General features: G+C 63.4%; 24 protein-coding genes. 7 read left to right on the top strand and 17 right to left on the bottom strand.

All coding sequences use genetic code 11. The annotated features are described in order from the left end of the window. From JQ629_RS26460 to JQ629_RS26445, 4 genes are all read right to left on the bottom strand, one after another. A complete protein-coding gene (locus JQ629_RS26460; RefSeq protein ID WP_212415130.1) occupies positions 1 to 312 on the bottom strand; it encodes a putative quinol monooxygenase in 312 nt (103 codons plus the stop codon). A gap of 206 nt (positions 313 to 518) precedes the next feature. After that, a complete protein-coding gene (locus JQ629_RS26455) occupies positions 519 to 767 on the bottom strand; it encodes a tautomerase family protein (protein ID WP_212415129.1) in 249 nt (82 codons plus the stop codon). Positions 768 to 803: 36 nt separating this feature from the next. After that, positions 804 to 1514: an SDR family NAD(P)-dependent oxidoreductase gene (locus tag JQ629_RS26450; RefSeq protein WP_212415128.1), complete on the bottom strand. Its 711-nt coding sequence runs from the start codon at positions 1512 to 1514 to the stop codon at positions 804 to 806. Positions 1515 to 1614: 100 nt separating this feature from the next. Further along, the gene (locus JQ629_RS26445; protein ID WP_212415127.1) at positions 1615 to 2583 is read right to left on the bottom strand and encodes a LysR family transcriptional regulator; all 969 of its coding nucleotides are present in this window, start codon (positions 2581 to 2583) and stop codon (positions 1615 to 1617) included. Positions 2584 to 2767: 184 nt separating this feature from the next. On the opposite strand from JQ629_RS26445, the gene JQ629_RS26440 reads away from it, so the two are divergent. Then, positions 2768 to 4321, top strand: coding sequence for a serine hydrolase domain-containing protein (locus JQ629_RS26440; RefSeq protein WP_212415126.1), 1554 nt, complete (start codon positions 2768 to 2770; stop codon positions 4319 to 4321). Positions 4322 to 4382: 61 nt separating this feature from the next. On the opposite strand, the gene JQ629_RS26435 is transcribed toward JQ629_RS26440, so the two are convergent. The 5 genes from JQ629_RS26435 to JQ629_RS26415 are packed head-to-tail and all read right to left on the bottom strand — an operon-like array spanning position 4383 to position 7977. Next, on the bottom strand, positions 4383 to 4889 hold the full coding sequence (locus JQ629_RS26435; RefSeq protein ID WP_212415125.1) for a hypothetical protein: 507 nt from the start codon (positions 4887 to 4889) through the stop codon (positions 4383 to 4385). 14 nt (positions 4890 to 4903) lie between these two features. Then, the gene (locus JQ629_RS26430) at positions 4904 to 5710 is read right to left on the bottom strand and encodes a molybdate ABC transporter substrate-binding protein (protein WP_283815957.1); all 807 of its coding nucleotides are present in this window, start codon (positions 5708 to 5710) and stop codon (positions 4904 to 4906) included. Continuing rightward, positions 5710 to 6537, bottom strand: a complete 828-nt coding sequence (locus JQ629_RS26425) for an extracellular solute-binding protein (protein ID WP_212415123.1) — start codon at positions 6535 to 6537, stop codon at positions 5710 to 5712. Before JQ629_RS26425 ends, JQ629_RS26430 begins: the two co-directional genes overlap by 1 nt. A 22-nt stretch (positions 6538 to 6559) precedes the next feature. Then, positions 6560 to 7282, bottom strand: a complete 723-nt coding sequence (locus JQ629_RS26420; protein WP_212415122.1) for an ABC transporter ATP-binding protein — start codon at positions 7280 to 7282, stop codon at positions 6560 to 6562. A 2-nt stretch (positions 7283 to 7284) separates the two neighbouring features. After that, positions 7285 to 7977: an ABC transporter permease gene (locus JQ629_RS26415; RefSeq protein ID WP_212415158.1), complete on the bottom strand. Its 693-nt coding sequence runs from the start codon at positions 7975 to 7977 to the stop codon at positions 7285 to 7287. A gap of 95 nt (positions 7978 to 8072) precedes the next feature. Here JQ629_RS26415 and JQ629_RS26410 point away from each other — a divergent pair, with 95 nt between their 5' ends. Then, positions 8073 to 8966, top strand: a complete 894-nt coding sequence (locus JQ629_RS26410) for a substrate-binding domain-containing protein (RefSeq protein ID WP_212415121.1) — start codon at positions 8073 to 8075, stop codon at positions 8964 to 8966. Here the strand turns inward: JQ629_RS26410 and JQ629_RS26405 are convergent. Then, entirely contained in the window at positions 8963 to 10072 is a 1110-nt protein-coding gene (locus tag JQ629_RS26405) for a helix-turn-helix transcriptional regulator (RefSeq protein WP_212415120.1), read from the bottom strand. The two genes, JQ629_RS26410 and JQ629_RS26405, sit on opposite strands and share 4 nt — an antisense overlap. Before the next feature lie 259 nt (positions 10073 to 10331). Here JQ629_RS26405 and JQ629_RS26400 point away from each other — a divergent pair, with 259 nt between their 5' ends. Together JQ629_RS26400 and JQ629_RS26395 are read left to right on the top strand one after the other, a co-directional pair. Beyond that, positions 10332 to 11489, top strand: coding sequence for a helix-turn-helix domain-containing protein (locus JQ629_RS26400; protein ID WP_349631325.1), 1158 nt, complete (start codon positions 10332 to 10334; stop codon positions 11487 to 11489). Between the two features lie 73 nt (positions 11490 to 11562). After that, positions 11563 to 13533, top strand: coding sequence for a serine hydrolase (locus JQ629_RS26395; protein ID WP_349631324.1), 1971 nt, complete (start codon positions 11563 to 11565; stop codon positions 13531 to 13533). Between the two features lie 49 nt (positions 13534 to 13582). Here the strand turns inward: JQ629_RS26395 and radC are convergent, their stop codons facing one another. From radC to JQ629_RS26375, 4 genes are all read right to left on the bottom strand, one after another. Next, positions 13583 to 14296, bottom strand: coding sequence for a RadC family protein (gene radC, locus JQ629_RS26390; RefSeq protein ID WP_212415156.1), 714 nt, complete (start codon positions 14294 to 14296; stop codon positions 13583 to 13585). A gap of 127 nt (positions 14297 to 14423) precedes the next feature. Then, a complete protein-coding gene (locus JQ629_RS26385; RefSeq protein ID WP_212415118.1) occupies positions 14424 to 15383 on the bottom strand; it encodes an MBL fold metallo-hydrolase in 960 nt (319 codons plus the stop codon). A 277-nt stretch (positions 15384 to 15660) separates the two neighbouring features. After that, a complete protein-coding gene (gene map / locus JQ629_RS26380) occupies positions 15661 to 16485 on the bottom strand; it encodes a type I methionyl aminopeptidase (RefSeq protein ID WP_211998364.1) in 825 nt (274 codons plus the stop codon). A gap of 118 nt (positions 16486 to 16603) precedes the next feature. After that, positions 16604 to 17920 (bottom strand): mechanosensitive ion channel family protein, encoded by a 1317-nt coding sequence (locus JQ629_RS26375; protein ID WP_212415117.1) that lies wholly within the window; start codon positions 17918 to 17920, stop codon positions 16604 to 16606. A 275-nt stretch (positions 17921 to 18195) separates the two neighbouring features. On the opposite strand from JQ629_RS26375, the gene JQ629_RS26370 reads away from it, so the two are divergent. From JQ629_RS26370 to JQ629_RS26360, 3 genes are all read left to right on the top strand, one after another. After that, positions 18196 to 19989 (top strand): potassium/proton antiporter, encoded by a 1794-nt coding sequence (locus JQ629_RS26370; RefSeq protein WP_212415116.1) that lies wholly within the window; start codon positions 18196 to 18198, stop codon positions 19987 to 19989. A 104-nt stretch (positions 19990 to 20093) separates the two neighbouring features. Continuing rightward, entirely contained in the window at positions 20094 to 21023 is a 930-nt protein-coding gene (locus tag JQ629_RS26365) for a glycine/sarcosine/betaine reductase selenoprotein B family protein (protein WP_212415115.1), read from the top strand. Between the two features lie 161 nt (positions 21024 to 21184). Continuing rightward, the gene (locus JQ629_RS26360; RefSeq protein ID WP_212415114.1) at positions 21185 to 22378 is read left to right on the top strand and encodes a CaiB/BaiF CoA transferase family protein; all 1194 of its coding nucleotides are present in this window, start codon (positions 21185 to 21187) and stop codon (positions 22376 to 22378) included. Here the strand turns inward: JQ629_RS26360 and JQ629_RS26355 are convergent. From JQ629_RS26355 to JQ629_RS26345, 3 genes are read right to left on the bottom strand one after another with little or no spacing between them, the layout of a single operon-like run. Next, entirely contained in the window at positions 22375 to 22665 is a 291-nt protein-coding gene (locus tag JQ629_RS26355; protein WP_212415113.1) for a DUF1330 domain-containing protein, read from the bottom strand. The genes JQ629_RS26360 and JQ629_RS26355 overlap by 4 nt on opposite strands. A gap of 46 nt (positions 22666 to 22711) precedes the next feature. Further along, a complete protein-coding gene (locus JQ629_RS26350; RefSeq protein ID WP_212415112.1) occupies positions 22712 to 22963 on the bottom strand; it encodes a DUF1127 domain-containing protein in 252 nt (83 codons plus the stop codon). A gap of 43 nt (positions 22964 to 23006) precedes the next feature. Continuing rightward, on the bottom strand, positions 23007 to 23276 hold the full coding sequence (locus tag JQ629_RS26345) for a hypothetical protein (protein ID WP_212415111.1): 270 nt from the start codon (positions 23274 to 23276) through the stop codon (positions 23007 to 23009). Positions 23277 to 23305: the final 29 nt, after the last annotated feature.

The raw sequence follows: 23305 nt of genomic DNA, 5'->3' as shown, positions 1-23305 counted from the left end.
CTAGATGAAGCGGAACTGCGACCGTTCACGCTTCGCAAGTTTTGGAATCGCCTGACCCTGGATGATATTCTTGAAGTGCGGCGTTTGCTGATGATCGGCGAACGCTGCTTCGCCAGCGAACACCTCATAGAAGAAATATTTGTGCGGCTCCGCCAGGTTCTGATGGATCTGGAATTCCTTCACGCCGGGCTCGCGCTGCGCCTGCGGCAGGAAATCTTTCAGTAGACTAGCGACCGCCGCTTCCTCGCCCGGATTGACTTCCCAGAACGCGGTGACGACCAGGCTTTGGTTGGCGTTGTCGATTGCTGCCATGTTGTTCTCCTGTGAATGCAGCGCCGGTTCGACCCGGCGACTGCGATCATCATGGCAGGGGTCGCGACTTCAATGCTTCGACATCAATCGAATTGTCGTATGAGCACGGCGTGCGGAACCAGCGCAAGGTTTCGATGCGACGACAGCGCCCCGCGCCAATCATCAACAGCACGGCATCGGCTCCGCCGGTTCGAACATCCTTCCCGCTAGCCTGCGGAGCCCGTGCGCGCGCTCGCACGCTTCTTTCGGTAGTCGAGCACGGGAAGCCCGCCCCAACCCCAATTTCCGGTGTCGACTTCGTCGATGACGACGAAGGTCGATTCCAGTGGCTTCTTCAGCACGTCGAGCAGCAGCTGGCTGATGCCCTTGATCAGCGCGGCTTTTTCTTCCCTTGTGGCCGCGTCGGCACCGCCTTCGGTGCCTTCGCGGGTGATCTGGATGGTGACGATGGGCATGTTCATTGTCCTTGCTGGAGTTGTTTCGAATGGCTGTCAGTGACCGGCGCTCTGGCCGCCATCGACATGCAGGATTTCGCCGGTAACGAAGGCGGCGCTTTCCAGGAACAGCACGGCGTCGACGATGTCCTTCGCCTCGCCCATGCGCCCTACCGGATGCAGATTGGCCAGGAATTCATGCGTTTCAGGTTTGTGCATCGGGGTCTTGATGACGCCGGGGGAGACAGCGTTGACGCGGATGCCCCGCTTTGCGTACTCGATCGCGAGCGCTTTGGTGGCGGCGTTCAATCCGCCCTTGGTCAGCGAAGCCAACACCGAGGGAACGTTGCTGTTGGCATGATCGACCAGGCTGGTCGTGATCTGTACGATGTGACCCGAACCCTGCTTCAGCATCTCGCCCGCGGCGAGCTTGCTGAGGTGGAAGAAGCTGCCGAGATTGATTGCAATGACGGACGCGTAATCTTCCGCGCTGTACTCGGTGAATGGTTTGGCGACGAAGATTCCGGCATTGTTGACCAGTGAATCGATGCGACCGAAACGCTCCAGCGCCTGCGACACGATTTTCTGCGCGGTCGCCGGATCGGAAACGTCGCCCGCCACAGCCAGAACATCCGGATCGCTGGACGGCTTGATCGAGCGGGAATTGGCGACGACGCGGTAGTTGCGATCGCGATATCCCTTCACCAGATCCGCGCCGATGCCTTGCGACGCGCCGGTGATGATGACGACTTTCTGTTCCTTACCCATGGTAGCCTCCTGATCTCTGTGAAGCGGCAGGTTTGCCGCCGGGCCGTGTGGCGCCGATGGAGATCAGGCTAGTTCTTCCGGGTTTCGGAGCGAATACCCGCTATTCGGAAGGCACTCTTCCGTTGCGCGAACGAATGGCGCTGGCATTCTTGTCGGCCTCGTTCGAAAGCCGGGTGAAATACCGCTTCAGGCGCGGCGCGGCGAAATCGACAAAGGCCCGCACCTTCGGTACCGACAAACGCCCCTGCGGCGCCAGCAAATGAACCGGCAGCGGCGGGTGTTCGTCCTTGCCGAGCAGCAGTTGCAGCCGGCCGTCGCGGATTTCGTCGGCGATGTGATAGGAAAACAGCCGCGTGACCCCGTGCCCTTCCGTCACGGAGGCGATCGCCGCCCGAACCGTGTTGACGACCAGCCGCGGCGCGAACTGGACCACCCGTGGAACCGAGGATCCCTTCAACGGCGGGAAGCTCCAGGAATCCAGCCCGAAATGGGTCATGGCGACAATCCGGTGCTTTGCCAGATCGGCCGGTTCGCGGATGACGGGATGCCGCGCCAGATATCCCGGTGACGCCGCGATCACGCGGCGAACTTCGCCGACACGCACTGCGACGAAATTCGAATCGGCGAGATGCGCGATGCGGAGCGCAACGTCGATGCCCTCGTCGATCAGATTCACCGGCCGGTCGAGCAGAACGAGCCGCGCCGACACCGCCTGATATTCGTTCATGAAGGCTTCGAGAATCGACCGCAGGATATCTTCACCGGTGATGATGGGCGCGGTCAGGGTCAGCGTGCCGCGTGGCGCCGAGCGCTCGCTGCCGGCGACGAGATCGGCCTCCTCGAGTTCGACGAGAACGCGGCGGCACGCCGCGACGTAGCGCTCGCCGGCCTCACTCAGCTTCAGCGACCGCGTGGTGCGATGAAGCAGTTCAGCCCCCACATGGTTCTCGAGGAAGGCGATCGCGCGGCTCACGGCGGCCGGTGACCGGCGCAGGCGTCTGCCGGCACCGGCGAGGCTGCCCTCGTCGACGGCGGAGACAAAGACTTTCATCGCGTCGATGCGGTCCATTTGGTCTTCCGCCCAGGGGACACTGGCCGTCCGGTCATAGGCATTCTTCCGCAGATCGGCAAGGTGGGTAACCGGCTGACGAATGTAGCTCCGGTGCCGACCTCGGTTGCGGTGCGCAGCTGTGATTGACATTCCGATCCCTGGTCGCAAATGATCGAGCCTGCAATCAACTGGCGAAGCGTTCATGCCAAACATACGATCTGCCGTCTCAAGGGCCACGCTCGGCATGCTCGCTCTGGCCGCTTCGATCTCCAGCGATGCCGCATTTGCGCAAGGCGGAGCAGCGTCGGTCTGGCCAACCCGGCAATGGCAGACGTCCACGCCGGAAGAGCAGGGCATGGATTCGATGGCGCTCGCCGACCTGCTCGATTTCGGGAAAACCCGCAGCCTCGACAGCCTGTTGCTGGTTCGGCGTGGACGCATCGTGCTGGACGCCTATTACGCGCCATATACGGCCGACATTCCGCACCGGATAAACTCGTCGACCAAGGCGGTGGTCGGAACGCTGGCGGCGATTGCCTACAAGGATGGTCTGCTGGACAGTTTCGACCATCCGGTGCTGGATTTCTTTGGCGATCGCAGCGTCGCAGATGCCGACGACAGAAAGAAAGCCATCACGGTTCAGCACCTGTTGGATATGACATCGGGAATCGACTGGAAGGAGCCGCTGGACGGGCGTCCGGATTCGATCATCGAAATGAGCCGCCAGAAGGACTGGATCAAATTCATCCTTGATCGTCCGATGTCGAGCGCGCCGGGCGAGGCCTTCAACTACAACAGCGGCGGCACGCACCTGTTGTCCGGCATCATCACCAAGCTCACCGGCATGAGCGCCGCGGACTATGCGAAGGCCAAGCTGTTCGAGCCGCTCGGGATCACCGTCTCGAACTGGTGGCGTGATCCCCAGGGTAATTCGACCGGCGGATACGGTCTGGCCTTGCTGCCGCGCGACATGGCGAAGATCGGCTATCTGTATTTGCGCAACGGCCAATGGGAGGACAAATCGCTGCTTCCACCCGGCTGGATCGACAAGGTGAGCCACGCCACCGTGAACATGAATATGCCGAGAACGCCGGATCTGCGGTATTCCAATTTGTTCTGGGCGCTTCCCGACAAGCACGTCTACATGGCGAACGGATACCATTGCCAGCTCATCATGGTTTTGCCCCGGCTTGATATCGTCGCGGTGACGACCGCCAGGGATTTTTGTCCGTTAGGCAGGCTGGCTGATCTGATTTCTGGCGCCGTCAAATCCGAAACGGCATTGCCCCCTGACACCACCGCCTCGAATCGGCTCGCGGACAAGATTCGCGAGATATCGACCGAGAAGGCGACGGAAATTGGCGAAACGCCGGGGACCGCAGCCGTGGTCTCGGGACGTACCTACAAGTTTTCGGCCAATGCGCTGAACGTGAAATCGATATCGCTGATCCTCGCTCATCCGAGCCCGCATTACGACCTCGAGTTATACGCATCCGATCCGAGCCAGCCGTCACGCCGGTTTATCGGTCCGATTGGACTTGATGGTCTGTATCGCAAGGCAGACTCGATCGTCGGCGGCGTATTTGCAACCAAGGGGAAGTGGTTGAACGGCTCCACGTTTGAGATTGAGCGGCAGGCGGTGGGAATGGACGAGCTACAGAAGTGGACCCTGTCGTTTGACGGCGACAGGCTTCACCTTCGCGGCAGGGACAGGGCCGGCCGCGAGGTTTCCGCTGATGGCGAAGCTGGCGGCTAATCGGGCAAAGTCTGTTGTGCGGCGGGCGTTTGGTCGAGGCCTCGACTTCGCCGCGCAGAAACTATTCGCTCGGGCTGATCGCGATGACGATCGCATCCGACGGGACGCCGCTGACCTGCAGCGTGAACGGGGTGGTACCAAGCTCCAGGCGCAGGCTCTTGCGCAATCCCGGGCAATCGCTTCGCCCGGTGCTGCCGACGGAGCGTGCATAGCGTCCGTCCTGGACGATGTCGATCCACGCGTCCTCCGAGAGGGTCACCTGATAGATGCCTGGCCGCTCGGTCGCCGGAAATCGAACGGAGCCGCCAAACCATCGTTCGATCCGCGGCTTTCGCTCCGGCGGCATTTCGAATACGGCCTCACCGGCCGGCCGCAGACTAATTGCAATGGCTGCCTTCGGAAATGCTGCGAGCGTTGCGCCGGACGCGACGCTCGTTTTGTCGGATGCCGTAAACCATGCGCGTTCACGCGCCAGCGACCACGCGAATTTTTCGCAGCCGTCATCGGCCGCGCTCGCTTGTGTGAGCATCGCAAGGAACGTGATGCCGAGCAGGCCGATGCGGCGCATGTTCAATCCATCCCCTATGGCGCCGCGCCCGGCGCCGCAAATCCGTGCTTGGCGAGCAGCTGCTGGCCCTCGGTCGAAAGAATGAACAGCGCGAATTTGTAGGCGGGCGCCGACGCGTCGTTGATCACGGTCAGTCCGTAGTCGGCGCCGACCGCCAGCGCGTCGGGAAGAGCGACGATCTGCTGCTCCGGATTTTCCTTCTGCGCCGCCAGCGCGCCGGTGCAATAGGTCAGGAAGATGTCGGCGGCGCCCTGTGCGAGCAAATTGCCATAGATCGAGCGGTCTGGAGGTGCCGGGGGGCTGGTCGGCCCACCGGTGAGCTGCAGCGCTTTCTTGTCGAGCAGGGCGTAGGCGCCGGGTTTGATCTTGTCGGCCTTGCGAAACACTTCCCAGGCATAGTCGCCTGACGGGTCGGCGCGCGGCGTCGAGGTGCCGAGCTTGATCCCGGCGTCGAGCATCCGGTCGAGCAGCGTCGCGGGCTCGATTGCGAGCCCCGGCCTCACCAGCGCGCACAGCTTGTTGCGCGCGAACAGCACCACCGGGCCGCTGCGTTTGGCGAGCGCCAATGCGCGCGGGTGCTCCATGTTGGCGGAAGCGAACACTTCAGCCCTGGCGCCGCCGGCGATCTCGTCCTTCAGCAAACCGGATGCGCCGAACTTTGCCTTCACCTTGGTCCCGGTTGCGGCCTCGAAACTTGCCGCAACGTCGGTCAGCGCGCCACGCAAGCTGCCGGCGGCATGAAGCAGCACCAGATCCTCCGCAATGGCTGGTGCTGACATCAACGCGAGAACCGCAAGGCTTGCAAAAGGGCGAATGCGCATCAGGCGCCCGGATCGCTGGCATTGGGATAGAACAGCTGCTCGCCGTTGATCTTGAAATCGGCGATCGCCTTCTGGCCTTCGGCCGAAACCAGCCAGTCGATGAATTGCTGGCCGAATTCCTTCTTGACGTCCGGATGCTTCGCCGGATTCACCAGCATGACGCCATACTGGTTGAACAGCCGCTTGTCGCCCTCGACCTCGATGACAAGTTCGCCCTTGTTCTTGAACGAAAGCCAGGTGGCGCGATCGGTCAGCACATAGGCGTTTGAAGCTGCCGCGGTGTTGAGCGCGGCGCCCATGCCCTGGCCGATCTCCTTGTACCATGGGCCCTTGTCCGCCGCGATGTCGATGCCGGCGACCTTCCAGAGATTGAGCTCGGCCTGGTGCGTGCCGGACTTGTCGCCGCGCGAAATGAAGTCGATGCCCTTGTCCTTGAGCGTCTTGAACGCGGCGACGATGTCCTTTGACCCCTTGATGCCTGCAGGATCGCTTTTCGGGCCGACCAGGACGAAGTCGTTGTACATGACAGGGTAACGCTTGACGCCAAAGCCTTCGCTGAGGAATTTTTCTTCCGCCGCCTTGGCGTGGACGAACAGCACGTCGGCGTCGCCTCGGCGGCCGGTATCGATCGCCTGGCCGGTGCCCTGTGCAACCACCTTCACGTCGATGCCCGTCTTGGCCTTGAACATCGGGAGCAGGTGACCGAACAGGCCGGAATCCTGCGTCGAGGTGGTCGAGGCCACCAGGATCGATTTGTCCTGCGCGAAAGCAGTGGTTGCGAAAACGACGCTGACGGCGATCGCCATCAGCAAGCGGCGAGTAAACATGTCATGTCCTCCCAAAGATCAGTCAAACGAGCAGTTCGCCGGCGATGAACGTTTTCGCTTCGCCGGTTTGTGGTGTGTTGAAGAACGAGGCGGCCGGGCCGGTTTCGATCACGCGGCCGCGGTGAAGCATGACGATGTCGCCCGCCAGCCGCCGGGCTTCGCCGAGGTCATGAGTCGCCATGACGATTTTGATGCCGCGCTGGCTCACCGCGTGGACGATGTCCTCGATCGCCTTGGTGGCGGCGGGATCGAGGCTCGCGGTCGGCTCGTCCAGAAAAAGGATGGCGGGATCGCGGGCGAGCGCGCGCGCCAGCGCAAGCCGCTGCTGTTCGCCGCCCGACAGCCGCCGCGCGGGACGATCCGCCAGTTGCCCGAGGCCAACCAGTGCCAGCAACTCATCGATCCGGCTTTGCTGCTCCGTCCGTCCGACGCCCGACGCGCGCAGGGCGTAGCGGATATTGCCGCTTGCGCTACGCCGCAGCATGGCCGGGCGCTGCAGCACGATGGCACGCCGCGTCGGCGGGACATCTTCCCGTCCTCCCCACGTCACGCGCCCCTGTGATGGCCGCACCAGTCCCATCGCCGTGCGCAAAACCGTGCTTTTTCCCGAACCGTTTGGGCCGATCAGGATGGTCGGCGCTCCCGGGTTCAGCGAAAGCGTGATGCCGCCAAGGATGGTCACCGCCCCGGCGGCGACGGTGACGTTCTCGAACCTGATCGGCAGGTCTGAAATTGGCGCGCGCATGGTCACCCCGCCATTCGCTCGCCCGCGCGCCGGGCGGTCCAGGCGAGCGCGTTGACCGCGACCACGATCGCGATCAGCACCATGCCAAGTCCGACGGCCAGCGGCAGGTCGCCCTTGGACGTTTCCAGGGCGATTGCGGTCGTCATGGTGCGGGTGAAGCCGTCGATATTGCCACCAACAATGATGATGGCGCCGACCTCGGCCGCTGCCCGGCCAAACCCGGCAAGCAGCGCGGTGACGAGGCTGAAGCGCGCATCCCAGATCAGCGTCGCCACCCGGCCGACCGGGCCGACATTCATCGCGGTGAGTTCGTCGCGGTATTCGAGCCAGAGATCTTCGATGGTCTGGCGCGTGAGGGCCGCGATGATCGGGGCCACCAGCACCGTTTGTGCGATGATCATCGCCTTCGGCGTGAACAGCAGGCCCCATGAGCCGAGCGGACCCGCACGCGACAGCGCCAGGAAAACCGCCAGCCCGACCACCACCGGCGGCAGGCCCATCAGCGCGTTGAGCACGATGATGACGGCCTGACGGCCGGGAAACTGGATCAGTGCCAGCGCTGCCCCGAAGGGGACCGCAATCAGGGCGGCAAGGACGACGGCGGAAAGGCTCACGATCAACGACAGCCGCACGATGGCCAGCAGCGCTGGGTCACCGGTCAGCACCAGTTGAAGCGCAGAAACATCGCCCGGCATCGACATCCATCCCTCCGCGCATCTTGTGCAGAAGCCGCGGTTATGGTCAAACTTCGTAATCTGTTCATATTCATGCATGTCTGTGCTTGTTTGCCATGGCCGATCTGCTCACCACCGACGAGGCCGCGATCTACCTGCGTCTGTCCGAGCGCAAGCTCTATGAGCTGGTCGCGCAAGGCGCGGTGCCGTGCACCAAGGTGACGGGACGGTGGCTGTTTCCGCGCGCGGCGCTTGACCGCTGGGTGACGGCCGGCCTGATCGCGCCGGCGGCGCTCAGCCATGTCGCCGCACCCCCGATCCTTGGCGGCAGTCATGATCCCCTGCTGGAATGGGCGCTGCGCGAGAGCGGCTGCGGTCTGGCGAGCCTGCCGGAAGGAAGCGAAGAGGGATTGCGGCGGCTGACGCGCGGCGAGGTAATGGCCACGGCGATCCATTTGCACGCCCAAGGAGGCGATGGAGATGACGCGCAGGTCAATATCGCAACCGTTGCCGGCGCACCGGGGTTGCACGATGCCGTCGTGATCTCGTTTGCGCGGCGCGAGCAAGGCATCCTGGTCGCGCCGGGCAATCCACTCGGGCTGAGCGATATCGCCTCGGTGGCGCGGACCGGCGCGCGCATGGCGCAGCGTCCGCTCGGCGCCGGCGCGCAACTGCTGCTGCTCGCGCTGCTGGCCCGCGCCGGCCTCGCAGCGCATGATGTCAGCTTGTTGAAGCCGGCTTGCCCGACCGGAACCGACATCGCGCAGGCGGTGCGTTCCGGCCGCGCCGATTGCGGGATCGCGACACGGTCGGTCGCGCTCGCCGCCGCGCTCGAATTCCTGCCACTGACATGGGAAAATTTCGATCTGGTGCTGCGGCAGCGCGATTACTTCCTGCCCGGGCCGCAGCGCCTGTTCGGCTTCCTGCGATCGGCGGCGTTCCGCGAGCATGCGACAGAACTAGCCGGATATGACATCGATCGTGTCGGCGAAGTTTTGCTGGTGAATTAGTTCCTGCCCGGCCGGGACCAATGCTCCCTGGTCAGCATCAGACGCATGAGTTCGGCCTGACGCGTCGTGCCGGTCTTTGCAAAGATGCGATGTAGATGGGTCCGCGCCGTCGCAATCTTGATGCCGAGCCGGTCAGCGGCGGTTTGAAGGCTGCTGCCCTGGATTAATTCGTGAATCAGCCCGACTTCCGCCGGCGTAAGCCCGAACTTCTTCTGCAATTGCTTGTCGTCCGGCAGCACCACATGGTCGGGATCAGTGATGAAAATGATCGCCGCCCGGTCATGTCTTGCCATCGCTTCGATCTCGGATCGCAGCGGAATGACCAGCAGCGAAAGCGCGCTCTTGAACGCACCGCGCGAGATGCCAACCGAGTCGCGCATGTCGCTTTCGTCCGCCTGCGCGCTGGCCGCAATCGCCAGATGCAAACGGGCCGTCTCTGCCGAGGAGGCGCCGCAAAGCACGCCGTCGTCGAGCCGCAGGCCATCGGCGAACGCGCTGTCGCAGGCCCGGTTGGCAAACAGGACGCGCGCCCTGAAATCGACGACGAGCACGCCCTGACCGATGCTGTCGAGCGCGGCGAAGGAATAATGGCGATCGAGCGCCAGGGTCTGCAGGCGATGGTTGAGCTGCACCGCCCGTTTCAAATGCGGCGCAATCGCCTCATAAAGCTTCAGCTGCGCCGGCCCGAATTCGTGTTTGCCGGGAACGACGAATTCGACGCGCCAGTCGTCGTCGGCCAGCAGCGTTGCTCCCATCACCGAGAGATACCCTTGCGGCCGCGACCATTCGTTGAAGAACGGGCTGGAACGCAGCGTCTCCTTGGGCAGCACCATGCGGTCTGTCACAACAGTCCCGACCGGCAGGCTCGCCGCCCGCTGCCAGAACAGATTGAGCGGGTGGTAGTATGCGCCATAGCTTTGCAGGAACGACGGGTCGGTGCGGGGAGCCACCAGCCACGGGACGTCCCGCTGCGAGACCGCACTGAGCGAGGCATCGCCGGCGCCAAACGCATCGGCGATGGTCTGCAGCACCGCGGGCCAGCGGTCGATATCCGCCGCCGCGCCATAGATCTGGTCGATCAGGGCGAGCAACTCCTCCTGGTTCATCGGCCCCTCGTGTCGCCATCGCGGCGGTCGCAATCGCATCAAAGCTTAGAGCTTGGCCTGCGGCTGGCAAGGGCCCGCATCACAATTTGGGCCGGATGCCGGAAATGAGATGGGTGGCCGTTCGTGACGATCATATTCGATCACGATTCTGCGTTTCGCGCCCGCTTGGCGGATTGAACGATGATGTGCAATGTTCGGTCGGCGCAGCTTGAGTAACGGGCGAGACACGTAAGGCGTTGCATCGAGAAAATCATCCGGAGTGTTTTCGGTCGTGGGCAGCAGCGGTCTCTTGTCGATCGACCTCGGTCTTCGTGGCGCGGCGGCAGGTTTGGCGTTGCTGATCGCGGCCGTGGGACTGCGGGATCTCCGTGACAGCACGGTCGCACGCCTCGGCGCGGCGGTCGCGATCAGCGCCGCCGCTTCCGCAATATGTTCGGCGCCGAATTTTCCGCGGCCCTGGCAATGGTGGAGTCTGGTTCTGCTGGCGTTGGCGGCCGGTAGCGCGGTCCTGTTCTGGCTTTGGGCGCGTGCGGCCTTCGATGACGACTTCGTGCTGCGGCGCTGGCACGGCGCCTTGTGGGTCGCGATGGCCGGCACCGAAGTGCTGGTCGCCGGCGGGGCCATCGGGTGGCCCAAGCCCGGACAGGCGCTCGACCGTGCGGTGCAGGTCGTGTCTCTTGGCCTCGCTCTATTGGCCGTGGCGCAGACGCTTGCGACATGGCGAGCGGACATGGTGGAAGGACGGCGGCGGCAGCGGCTGGTCGTCCTGATCGGAGCGACGGTCTACATCGCCATTGTGACCTTACTGAACATTTTTCCGTCGCTATTTGCTTTCGATGCGTCGATAGCGAGCGTCGGCAAAGCTTTCGGCCTCTGCGTGCTGATGGGCCTCTACGGCTGGAGTCTGTTGCGGGCGGTCGGAATGCCGGAGGGCTCCCGGCCTCTCCCGACGACGGGTATCCTCGGCGATATCAGCGCCGTCGCATCGGAAGCGGAGACCAAGTCTCCCGTCATCGAGCCGGCCTTGTTGCGCCGGCTGCAGCAGTTGATGATGGTCGATCGCGCCTATCGGCGCGAGGGATTGACCATTGGGGTGCTATCCGCCGAGCTCGCCGTGCCGGAATACCGGCTGCGGCAACTCATTAACGAGGGCCTGGGTCATCGCAATTTCAATGCGTTCCTCAATCGCTATCGGATCGAGGAAGCCAAAGCGGCTTTGGCCGACCCCGGACAGAAGGAGGTGCCGGTATTGACGATCGCCATGGACACCGGCTTCCAGTCGATCGGGCCATTCAACCGCGCGTTCAAGGCAGCCACCGACCTGACGCCAACCGAATTCCGGCAGCTTGCCATGGCGAAAAAGGCTTCGATGCCGCCAAAGGCGCACGCCAGTTCAGGAATCGGCAAGCCGGACTGAGAAATCGGCTAACCGCATTTCAGGGTTTGGCGAGAAGGAACCAAAACGATCGGGCAGGCTCTCCGGGCGAAGTATGGGAATCCCGGTTTGGGATCGTCTGAAAGGCTCCCCAATGAAAATCATCCAGGCATCATGCGCGGCCGCGCTCACACTCTGTCTGGCGGGTGCGGCGCTTGCCGACGATTTGCAGGCCGTCGGCGATCCGGACATTACAGGCTTTTCGGCGCGGCGGTTGGCGCGCATGACCTCCTGGTTCGAGTCGCAGACCAAGAAGGGCGATCCCTCCGGTTTTGTCGTGGCGATCGCCCGCGGCGGCAAGCTCGCTTATTTACAGCCCACCGGCTTTGCGGACCACGACAATAAAATTCCGATGCGGCCGGATTCGATCTTTCGCATCGGCTCGATGTCCAAGCAGATCACCAGCGTCGCCACCATGATCCTGGTTGATGACGGCAAGCTCGAGCTCGACGCTCCCGTGGCGCAATATCTGCCGGAGCTCAGGGATATGCAGGTCGTCAAGAAGGATCCGGCGACCGGAGATGCAATCCTGATCGAGATTGAACCGGCCAGGAGGGCGATGACCATCCGCGATCTTCTGCGTAACACGTCCGGCCTCGTCTATGCAGGGCCCGACTATGCCGATCCCGGATTTGGCAATGCGGCAATACACGCGCTTTACGGGGTCAGGGCGCCGTTCCGACGCGACAAGTCCATCGCCCCCTTCGTCGCGAGCCTCGGCACACTCCCGCTTCTGCACCAGCCGGGCGAAGTCTGGGAATATTCTTTGGGATATGATGTTCTCGGACGTGTCATTGAAGTCGTGTCGGGCCAGCCATTCGAGCAGTTTCTGCAAAGTCGCCTGTTCGCGCCGCTCCATATGGTCGATACCGGCTTCCACGTGCCGGAAGATAAACTCTCCCGCCTCGTCGCCCTGCCGGGCGCGCAGCCCTTACCGCTGACGGATGGCGACGTCGGCAAGCCGCAAACGTTCTTTTCGGGTGGTGGCGGGATCGTTTCGACGGTGCCGGACTTCCTGCGCTTCTGCCAGATGCTGCTCAACGGCGGTGAGCTTGATGGTGCGCGTATTTTGAAACCCGAAACGGTCCGGCTGATGACGACAAATTCGCTGCCATCGGACATCCACCTCGCAGGACACGAAGCCGGTCCAGCGCTTGGGACGGGGTGGGGGCTCGGCTTCGCCGTTCGCACCAACCCGGATTTCAGCCTGATCCCGGGATCTGTCGGCAGCTTCAACTGGCAGGGAAGCTGGGGCACGTTCTTCTCGGTCGACCCGGCCCAGAAGCTGATCCTTGTCATGATGATGCAGCGACGCCAGCACAGTGAGAACGGTTTCTATTTCAACGCGGTTCGCCGTCTACCCTATGCGGCGTTGAAGGTTCCGGAAGTTTCCGCGTCTGCCGCGTCAACGCAATTAAATGCGCGCGAGCTTACGGAATATGCCGGACGCTACGACTTCGGCGGATCCGCAAGTTCATTGGACAAACAGACCTCGCTTGTTGTCGATGGTAACGGCTGGACTGGTCTTGAGTCCGTTGTCGCAGAGGCGGATGGCCTGAGGGTGATGAAGCCGGCCGACGGGGGCCCCGCCGCGAGAGCCGGCGTGATGGCGGGAGATCTCATCACCGCGATCGACGACCGGTCGATCAAGGGCCTGGCCCTGGAAGCAGCTTTTCGACGGATTTCAGGTCCGTTCAACGCCCCGATCAAGCTCAAGATCATCCGTCAGAAGCAGACCGATCCACTCGTGATCGCTTTTGCCCGGGAAGCGGCGCCGTCGCACAGTGTCGAGCTTCAGGTCCGCGTCGCCGACGGCAGGCTTGTTGTTGAAGCAACGGGCACTTGGTCGATCCTTGATTTCGACAAGGGCCAGCCTGTGCCGGTGGCGGTCCGCTCAAAGGATGAATTCCAGGTCGAGAGAGGCGATCATACGCGGATCGCCTTCGTCAGAGACGCCGCCGGCAAAGTCAGCGGCGCGGTGCTCAATCCGGGACCATCGGAGCAACGCGGCGCGCTCGCGCAATAGGGGAACGCTACGAGCTGACGACATGACGCATCGCGGCGAGCTTGCGGGCTCAGATCAACCGCATCCCCTTCAAGCTCGAGTGCCCGTTCTTGCCGACGATGATGTGGTCGTGCACGGAGATGCCGAGCGGGGCGGCGATGTCGACGATTGCCTTGGTCATCTGGATGTCCGCCTGCGAGGGCGTCGGATCGCCGGAGGGGTGGTTGTGCACCAGGATCAGCGCGGTCGCGGATAATTCCAGCGCGCGCTTGATCACCTCGCGCGGATAGACCGGGGTGTGGTCGACGGTGCCGGTCTGCTGCACCTCGTCCGCAATCAGCTGGTTGCGTTTGTCGAGGAACAGCAGGCGAAACTGTTCCTTGTCGGCGAATGCCATGCTGCTGCGGCAATAGCCGATCACGTCGTTCCAGGACGACAGCGCGATGCTGCGCTTGATCTCGCCTTTTGCCACCCGGCTCGCGGCGGCCGCGAGCAGCTTGATCTGGTGGACGGACGCATCGCCGATGCCATCGACTTCGCGCAGGCGCCCTTCCGGCGCGTGGACGACCTCGGCAAAGGAGCCGAACTTCTTCAGCAGCAGTTTGGCCAGCGGCTTGGTGTCGCGCCGGGGCAGGGCGGGGAATAGCGCCATCTCGAGCAGCTCATAATCGCTGAGCGCGTCCGGCCCGGCGCTGTAGAAGCGCTCGCGCAGCCGCTCGCGATGGCCGTGGTAATGCGGCGTTTCGTCGGGTTCGGGATTTGGGTCGCGCGGCTTGGCGGGCATCGGCGTCAAGCATGCCGCGCCGGCCAGCTTTTGCAACTCTGAAGTGCGGGGCGGTGGCGGATTTCGGATAGAGAAAAGGCGCCGCACGACATGCGGCGCCTTTCCCTTGTTTCGGACCAGCCCGCGATCAGGCCTTCACGGCCGCGAACGCATAGCCATTACCATCCTTCGACAGCGTGCCGACATTCGGGAAGCCGAAATGATAGCCGGCGATCATGCCCTTTTCGGCAATGACGCGATCGAAGAAAGCGCGGCGCGTGGCTTCCGCTTGCGGCCCGTCTGCATCGAAGCTGGAGAACCAGCCGGGGTTCCTGACGAACAGCTGGTGCATGCCGGTGACGTCGCTCTGGATATAGAGCTGCTGTCCGCCGGAGGCGACCAGGAAGGACATGTGTCCGACGGTGTGGCCAGGCGTGGCGATCGCCTTGACGCCGGGCGCGAGGTCGGCGCCGTCGTTATATTGCTTGACGTTCTTCCAGGTCGGGAACGTCGCCTGGATGCGCTTGACCATCGGACGGTTGGCTTCCGGCACCTTCTCCACCAGCGCCGGATCGGTCCAGTACTTGAACTCGACCTCGGGCATCATGATTTCCGCGTTCGGGAACACCGGCGCGCTCGTCTCCTTCACCCACAGGCCGGAGATGTGGTCGCCATGGAAATGCGAGATCACCACCGTGGAGACGGTCGCGGGATCGAGGCCGGCGGCCTTCATGTTGTCGGCGAGTTTGCCGACCGTGGCCGGACCGTTGCCGCCAAAGCCGGTATCGAACAGCACGACCTTGCCGCCGGTCCGGATCGCCGTGACGGTAAAGGGGTTGTCGATCTTGTCAGGCCCGATGCCCGCCGCGCTCAGCGCCTTCTTGACGTCGTCGAGTGAGGCATTCTTGACCATCGCTTCAGTGACGGTGCGCTCGACGGATCCCTCATGCAGGCTGAAGACCTCGATATCCCCGACCTTGTATTTGAGGCTGTCCGCGGCGCGCTGCGCGTGCGCCGCATCGATGAACGAAACCGGTCCCTTGAGGCCGAAAACGAGCGCGGCCCCCGTGCTTCCGAGAATCAGATCTCTGCGTGAAATCTCGAACATTGTTCTTGCTCCCTTGGTTGATCGCCCGTCGGAGGCCCCGACTGAGAGCGTCCGCGTCGAGTTCTACCCCGTCGCGCGCGGCGTATTCCGCAAGGATTCAAGTTAGGAGACCGGCATCTTGCCGCAGGAGAGCGGATGGCCGGATTTGTATTGAGAACGATTTGCAACTAGGGCCTTTGGCCGTCGTCCTCGTGGCAACTCACCGCGATCAAGGTATGCTTCAGAAGGTTGGGCTCGATCGGAATTCAAGCAGCAACCCAATTATACCGTAACCCAATTACGCCTTGGCCAGAGGCTTCTCGGCGTGGCGTTGCGACAGCGTGAAGATCTCGACGCCATCAGCGGTTACGCCGACTGAATGCTCGAACTGCGCCGACAGCGAGCGGTCGCGCGTGACAGCGGTCCAGCCGTCGGACAGGATCTTCACATGCGGCTTGCCGAGATTGATCATCGGCTCGATGGTGAAGAACATGCCGGGCTTGAGCGCCACGCCTTCGCCGGGCCGGCCGATATGGATGATGTTCGGTTCGTCGTGGAACATGCGTCCCAGACCGTGGCCGCAGAAATCGCGCACCACGCTCATGCCTTGCGGCTCCACAAAGCTCTGGATGGCGTGGCCGATGTCGCCGGTGGTGGCGCCGGGTTTTACGGCGGCGATGCCGCGCATCATCGCCTCATAGGTGACCTCGATCAGCCGCTCGGCCTTGCGGGCGATCGGGCCGATTACATACATGCGGCTGGAATCGCCGTACCAGCCGTCGACGATGAAGGTGACGTCGATATTGACGATGTCGCCTTCCTTCAGCGCGCGATCGCCGGGCATGCCGTGGCAGACCACGTGATTGATCGAGGTGCAGGTCGAATAGCGGTAGCCGCGATACATCAGCGTCGCCGGGTAGGCGCCGTGGCTGAAAGCAAAATCGCGGACGAATTCATCGATCCGCGAGGTAGGAATGCCTTCCTTGACAATGTCGGTGAGCTCGTCGAGGCATTTGGCGACCAGGGCGCCTGCCTTGCGCATGCCGGCGAAACCGCTCGCGCCATGCAGCTTGATCTGTCCGGTCTTTCGCAAGGAGGTATCTGTTGCTTCGATATAGCTCATGGGCGGGTCATGCTTCGGAATTGAGGGCGTCAAAGGTTGATTTGCCGCCTAATTTAATGATCGCAGCCAGCAGTGCAAGCCAAGGTTGGTGGGCTGGGGGGCATCTAAACGCTTGATTTCAGCTGGAAACCTCAACCACGGATTCGACCGGCAGCGCGCCGCCCCGGACCCGGATTTCACGCACCGGATAGGGAACCCGGATGCCCTCGCGCTTGAAGGCGTCCCACAGCGCCAGCATCACGTCGCTCTTCACGGTGTCCATGCCGTCGGGGTCGGCGATCCAGAAGGTCAGGGAGAATTTCATCCCGGCCTCGGCGAATTCGGTCAGGATGCAGTTCGGCGGCTTGTTCTTGATGGCGCGGGGCGCGGCCGCGGCGATCTCGACGGCCAGCTTGCAGACCAGCCGCGGATCGGCGTCGTAATTGGTGCCGAACAGCACCTTCACCAGCGTGTTCTTGTCGGTATAGGTCCAGTTCACGACCTTCTGGGTCACCAGATCCTCGTTCGGGATCAGGAATTCGCGGCCGTCGCCGGCGGCGACCGAAATGTAGCGCGTCTTCATCGCGCTGATCCGGCCCGAGCTGTCGCCGATGGTGACGAGATCGCCGGGTTTTACGGATTTGTCCGCCAGCAGGATGATACCCGAGATGAAGTTGGCGACGATCTTCTGCAGGCCGATACCGATACCGACGCCGACCGCACCGGAGAATACCGCGAGCGCGGACAAGTTGATGCCGACGGCGCTGAGCGCGATGATGATCGCCAGCACCATCAGGCCCATCCGGATCATCTTCACCAGCAGCACCTGGATCGACGGCGTCAGGTCCGCGGAGCGGGTGATGCGGCTTTCGACGAAATTGCTGGCGATGTTGGTCAGCCACAGCGCCACGATCAAGAGGGCGCCGAGCTTGATCAGGACCAGCGGCGTCAGCCGTAATCCGCCGAGCACGATCGAGGCCGCATCCGAATCCAGCAAGTCCAGGGTCGGTTGGAGCTGGCCGACGACACTGAGCGCCGCGACCAGCCATGCCGACAGCGACACCAGGCGGACGATGAACTCGTTGCGAATGACCGACGTCACCAGGCGAATGACCAGCCAGGCCAGCGCCAGCTTGGCGCAGACCGCCAGCAGATAGCTGCGGCTCGGCCAGGTCGAATGGTACATCGTGATGCGGGCGGCGATCATCAGAACGGCGAACACCGCGGTGGAGGCGCTGAAGACCAGCACGCGGGCGAAGTGCCTGAGCGGCAGCGGCAAGCCCATCGCGAACGAGGTCATGTCGACGCGCGAACGAATGGCCGCGTCGCTCGCATAGGCGATGCCTGCGCCGGCGAGGATCAGGCCAAACTGCAGATAGAACCAGGGCGAGGTGACCTCCGCGCCGAGCGACCGCGCGGTGGTGTGCAGCAACTCGATAATCTCTTTCGGATCCATCGGCAAAATCTCGTTCGGGGCCAGCTTGCTTATCAAGCTGCCCCATCATGCAAAATTGATTCGAAGCGCTGGCAGATTCCCACAAGCCCGCTGCGGATGCCATCGATACGAGACGTCCGCAAGGGCAAGTCAGGCCGATAAACCGGGCACATTGCCGCTATCTTGGAGAAATGGGTTGGCGTTCAACTGTGGCGACGATAAGGATGCAATTGCAAGTATTTGCCCAACGTTGCAGAGCTGCAAATCTTCTCTAGATTCGAGGCTTCCCTACATTTATGGCTTCTCTCGATTCAGTAAGTCTGGCGATTTTGCTCGGAGCCGTCCTGATAATGGCCGGAATTCTCTCGAGCCTGCTGGCGCTGCGCTTTGGCGCGCCGTTGCTGCTGGTCTTCCTGCTGATCGGCATGCTGGCGGGCGATTCCGGGCCCGGCCAGCTGAGCTTCGACGACGTGCGCTCGACCTATCTGGTGGGATCGGTGGCGCTGGCGCTGATCCTGTTCGACGGCGGTCTGAAGACGCGGTTTCAAAGCATCCGCGCGGTGCTGGCGCCGTCCACCGTGCTGGCGACGGTCGGCGTGTTGCTCACCGCCCTGGTCACGGCGCCGTTCGCCAAATACGTGCTCGATCTCAACTGGAGCGAGTCGCTGCTGGTCGGCGCCGTCGTCGCCTCGACCGATGCGGCGGCGGTGTTCCTGCTGGTGCATGCGCAGGGCCTGCGGCTGCGCCCCCGGGTCGGTGCGACGCTGGAAGCCGAATCCGGCACCAACGATCCCTTCGCGGTCTTCCTCACGCTGATGCTGGTCCAGTACATTTCGCTCGGTCAAAGCTCGGCCGTGCATATCGCGCTGGAATTCATCCGTGAAGCCGGGCTCGGCGCCGTCGTCGGCGTGATCGGTGGCCGCCTGGTGGTGGTGGGGCTCAACCGCGTGGCGCTGCCGCAAGGCCTGCATGCGCCCTTTGTCGCCACCGCGGCGCTGGTGATCTTCGGGGCGGCGCAGATCGCGCACGCCAGCGGCTTTCTCGCGGTCTATCTCGCCGGCATCATCATCGGCAATCGGCCGACGCGCGCGCATAATTCGGTGGTGACGTTCCTCGATGCCGCGACCTGGCTGGCGCAGATCGTGATGTTCGTCATGCTCGGCCTGCTGGTGTCACCGCAGCGGCTGGTGAGCAGCATCGGTCCGGCCGTGCTGGTGGCGCTGGTGCTGATGCTGCTGGCGCGGCCGCTGGCGGTGTTTCTCTGCCTCGCGCCGTTTCGCTTCAACTGGCGCGAAAAGCTCTTCATTGCCTGGACCGGCTTGCGCGGCGCGGTGGCGATCTTCCTGGCGTCGATCCCGATGCTGGTGGGGCTGTCGAAAGCCTATCTCTATTTCGACGTCGCCTTTGTCGTCGTCTTCATCTCGCTGCTGCTGCAGGGCTGGACACTGGCGCCGGCGGCGCGGCTGCTGCATGTGGCGTTGCCCCGCGCGGACCGTGGTCCGCGCCGCGTCGAGCTCGATCTGCCCGGCCAGCTCGAGCAGCAACTGGTCGGCTATCCCGTGCGCTCCAAGAGCCTGTATTTCCGGCGCGGGCTGATTCCGTCCTGGTCGAAGCCGACGCTGGTGATCCGCGACGAGCGGATCCTATCGCCCATCGAGGCCGATCCGATCGCGCCCGGCGACTACATCTATCTGCTGGCGCCGCCGGAAAAGGCCGAGGCGCTGGACCGGTTCTTTGTCGACATGGCGCCGAGCTCGGCGCCCGATCCGCATCTGCTCGGCGATTTCACGGTGTCGGGCGAGCACACGCTGGGCGAACTCGCTGCGATCTACGGCGTTGCGGTCGGTGAAGAGCAGGCCAAGTTGACGCTGGCGGATCATTTCGACATCCACCTCGACCACGCGCCAAAGGAAGGCGCCGAGCTGGTGCTGGATCCCATCGTCCTGGTCGCGCGCAGCATCAGCGGCGGCCGGGTCAATGTCATCGGCCTGCGGCTGCCCGAGGAAGACGAAGTGGCCGTGCCCCTGACGCGCATGCAGGCGTTCAGGCGCAAGCTCGCCGAGATCTGGTCGCAGGTCGCAGGGGTCTGAGGCCCCGATTTTGCGACACCGGCATCGAATATCCGCTGTTGAGGAATAGCCGGACACTCATTAGCTTGGGCCCAACGCTTGGGGAAACGTAAGGAGACACAACAATGTCCGGCCCGTCCGACGATCAACTGGGCTTTGCGCCCGACTACGATGCTGCGGTCCCCTATATGCAGCGGACCCGCGATTATTACGCGGCGATCGGCTACACCACGCCCTACCGCTGGGCGCATTATGTCGATGCGCCATTCCAGCCGCTGAAAAAGCCGCTGGCGCAATCGCGGGTGACCATCGTTACGACCGCCGCGCAATATGACCCCACCAAGGGCGATCAGGGCCCGGGTGCGGCGTATAATGGCGGCGCGAAATTCTACACGGTGTATGACGGCGATACTTCGAAACAGCACGATCTGCGGATCTCGCATATCGGCTATGACCGCAAGCACACGTCGGCAACCGACAGTGGCACCTGGTTTCCACTGCCGCAGCTTCTGAAGGCGCAAGCCGCGGGGCGGATCGGCGAGGTGGCGCCGCGCTTCTTCGGCGCGCCGACCAATCGCAGCCATCGCGTCACCATCGATACCGACGCGCCGGAGATTCTTGAGCGTTGCCTCGCCGACAAGGTCGATGTCGCCGTGCTGGTGCCGAACTGCCCGGTGTGCCACCAGACCTCGGCATTGGTCGCGCGCCATCTCGAAGCCAATGGCATCGCCACCGTGGTGATGGGCTGCGCCAAGGACATCGTCGAACACGCCGCCGTGCCGCGCTTCCTGTTCTCGGATTTCCCGCTCGGCAACTCCGCCGGCAAGCCGCAGGATGTGGCCTCGCAGGCGCAGACGCTCGAACTGGCGCTGCGTGTTCTGGAAACCGCGTCCGGCGCGCGCACCACGATGCAATCGCCGCTGCGCTGGAGCGACGATGCCTCCTGGAAGCTCGACTACAACAACATCGCGCAGATGAGCCCGGAAGAACTGGCCCGGCGCCGCGCCGAGTTCGACAAGCAGAAAGAAATCGCGCGCGGCAACCGCGCGGCGTGAGGCGGTGCCTGCGGCGCTCGCGTTCGTCATTGCGAGCGAAGCGAAGCAATCCATCTCGCCGCGTAAAGAAAGAATGGATTGCTTCGTCGCAAGGGCTCCTCGCAATGACGGGCTTTGTCGGTTGAAGGATCCTTCAATCAAGTCCTCCGGAGGAAACTGAATTGACCCGACCGTTCGAAGGCGTGAAGATTCTCGACTTCACGCAGGTGCTGGCCGGCCCCTATGCGAGCTACCAGCTCGCGCTGCTCGGCGCCGACGTCATCAAGGTGGAGCGGCGCGAGGGCGAGGACATGCGCCGCACGCCGCTGAGCCGCGAATGGGCCGAGCGCGGACTTGCGCCGGGCTGGCAGGCGGTCAACGGCAACAAGCGCAGCTTGACGCTCGACCTGCAAAAGCCGGAAGCGATCGCGATCGTCAAGCAGCTCGCGGCGCAAGCCGACGTGGTGATGGAGAATTTCCGTCCCGGCGTGATGGACAAGCTCGGCATCGGTTATGCGGCGCTCGCGGCGATCAACCCGCGGCTGATCTATTGCGCGATTTCGGGTTTTGGCCAGACCGGTCCGGCGCGGCTCGGCGCCGGCTATGACGGCAAGATCCAGGCGCTGTCGGGCATCATGTCCATTACGGGCCACGCCGAGACCGGACCGACCCGCGCCGGCTTTGCGGTCTGCGACGTGTTGTCCGGTTCGACCGCGGCGTTCGGTGTCTCCAGCGCGCTGTTCCAGCGTACCCACACCGGCAAGGGGCAGATGGTCGATGTCTCCATGCTGGAGGCGACGCTGGCGTTTCTTTCAGGTCAGGTGGCGGATTACGCGGTCGCCGGCCATCGCCAGCAACTCTCCGGCAACCAGGCCGTCAGCCGCCGGCCGACCGCCAATCTGTTCAAGGCCGGCGAAGGATATTTGCTGCTCGCCGTCAACAGCGAGAAGCAATACCAGTCGCTGATGAAGGCGCTCGGCCGCGCTGATGCGCTGGAGGACCCGCGCTTCGTCGACTGGTTCGCGCGGCAGGAAAACGAGCCGGCGCTACGAGCCATCATCGAGGACGCCCTGTCGAAGAAAGATCCGCGCGAGTGGGAGACGATCCTGGAAGCGGCCGGCGCGCCCTGCGCCAGCATCTGGAAGGTCGAGGAAGTGATCGATCATCCGCAGATCGCGGCGCGCGCCGCCATTCAGGAGATCGACACGCCCTATGGCCGGCTTCGTTTCGCCGGCAGCGGATTTCAGCTCGCCCATGGCGGTGGCAAGCTCGACCGCATGGCGCCCGAACTCAGCGCCCATACCGACGAGGTGCTGGCCTCGCTCGGCTACGATGCGGCCGCGATCGCAGATTTGCGTGCGCGCGAAATCGTCTAGGTGGCGCCCTCGATGATGATGAAGTCGGCATCCGCGTTCGCCTGGCGGACCGCCTTTGCCTTCTGATATTCGTCGCTGCGGTAGCAGGCGGTCGCCGTCGCGAAATCGGCGAACTCGACGACGACGTTGCGTTCCCGCGCCTGTCCCTCCATCAGTTCGAACGCGCCGCCGCGTACGACAAACCGGGCGCCGAATTTTTCGAAAGCCGGACGCGCTGCGGCGAGATAATCCGGGTATTGCGCTGGCTGATGAACGCTGACACGCACGATCCAGTAAGCCTTGGGCATGGTGGTTTCTCCGTTCCAGGGGTTAAGCGGCTGCGGCGATGAGAACTCAGATCAGTCCGGTTGACTTGGTCGGCCGCGCGTAGCGCGTGGCCGAAAGGCGTACCTGTTCGTCGATGTAGCTTCTCGCGATACCGATATCTCTCAGCGAGTAGTCGCTCAGGCTGTGCAGCTCCGAGGCCGCCAGCCGCTGCTGCCGCCAACGCCAAAGTCTGGCGCAGACCGTTCGCAGGGCACGAAAGGCGTCCGCGGCAAGAGAGCCTGTGTTGAGCCGAGCCGGCTTCATGATGGTGATCAGCATGGTCGCGTCTCTTTCGGAGTTTGCGCCGGTGGTGGCGTCGGGGTCACTGATGGTGATTGGGATGGTGCGTTCGGCTGCCTCCACGCGCCGGCATGAGGGTGTCGCGCAAGGCGAACGCGGTGCGGACCACCGACACCAGCACGCGCACGCCGCGCACTGCCCCCGTGAACGTTCGAACGACAGCGTCACCGATCGCCGCGGCCCGAGCGGTCCGCGCCTCTCGGGCGATCCGCTCTGTCAGCAAGAGAAACTCGGCTGGCGAGGCCCGGCGGATGTCGGACGGGCCGCCTTGCATTCCATGTCCTGTTGGCATCGCGACCTCCATCGATCGCAATTGGCGCC

The sequence above is a fragment of the Bradyrhizobium sp. AUGA SZCCT0222 genome, assembly GCF_018130205.1.
Classification (GTDB): Bacteria; Pseudomonadota; Alphaproteobacteria; order Rhizobiales; family Xanthobacteraceae; genus Bradyrhizobium.
Note: the sequence above shows the minus strand (reverse complement) of the source record. Positions and strands in the feature narration are given on the sequence as shown.